Consider the following 1033-nt stretch of genomic DNA (forward strand, 5'->3'; position numbering starts at 1 on the left):
TCGCACCGAGCTGAACGTGCAGAACTGATCCATGCAAGGCGGGCTTCGCGGCCCGCCCCATGGTTCCCTGGAAACCCGGCCTCGTGCCGGGTTTCCTCGTTCAAGGAGCCTGGCCGGGGCACGGGCGGCGAATGTGGATCTCGCGTTAACCGGTTTTAACAATTGCGTTGACAGTGTATGATCCCGGTCGCCAGTGACCGCGGCGCAGGCTCGGAGCTCAAGCCGGACGTGTCCCTGAGTTGAAATGTGCCGTGAGAAATACTGAACCCGACTGGTCCATGACGACCGATTTCGATGAAGGAGTGTGATAGATGAAGATCCGCTTGTTGAGCACTGCAATGCTCGCGGGCCTGGCTTTCTCGCAGGTCGCCGGCGCACAGGATTTCGATGATCGCTGGTACCTGACCGGCGGTGCCGGCTTCAACATCCAGGACAACGAGCGCGGCACCCGCAACGCTCCGTTCGTCACGGCCGGCGTGGGCAAGTTCATCAGCGAGAAGTGGTCGCTGGACGGCGAGCTCAACTACCAGAACCCCAATGTCGACGCCAACCAGAACCTGAACTGGAGCCAGTACGGCATCTCCTTCGACCTGCGTCGCCACTTCATCCAGGAAGGCCGCAACTGGGCGCCGTACTTCCTGATGGGCATGGGCTACCAGCGCGCCGAGGAAGAGTACGACGCGTTCCCGAGCATCGACTCCCCGGGTGAGCGGGAAGACGGCAACATCGCCGGCAAGATCGGCCTGGGTGTCCAGGGCGACATCGGCACCCGTGCCAAGCTGCGCGCCGAGCTGGCCTACCGCGCCGACATGGACGACCAGAGCGTCAATGGCGATCCCGACGCTGACTGGTTCGGCGACGTGCTGGCCTCGGTCGGCGTCGTGATCCCGCTGGGCACCCTGGCCGCCCCGGTCGCGCCGGTCGCTCCGGTCGCCACTTGCGCGGACATGGACGACGACGGCGATGGCGTGAACAACTGCGACGACAAGTGCCCGGGTTCGCAGGCTGGCCAGACCATCGGTCCGGACGGCTG

At 64.5% G+C, this 1033-nt stretch carries 1 protein-coding gene; it reads left to right on the top strand.

What is annotated here, in order from left to right:
• Nucleotides 1-311: 311 nt before the first annotated feature.
• Nucleotides 312-1033, top strand: a 722-nt coding sequence (locus FKV25_RS15700) for a porin family protein (protein ID WP_141519731.1), incomplete at its 3' end; no start/stop codon positions are given.

It is taken from the genome of Marilutibacter aestuarii (genome assembly GCF_006546775.1).
Lineage (GTDB): Bacteria > Pseudomonadota > Gammaproteobacteria > Xanthomonadales > Xanthomonadaceae > Marilutibacter > Marilutibacter aestuarii.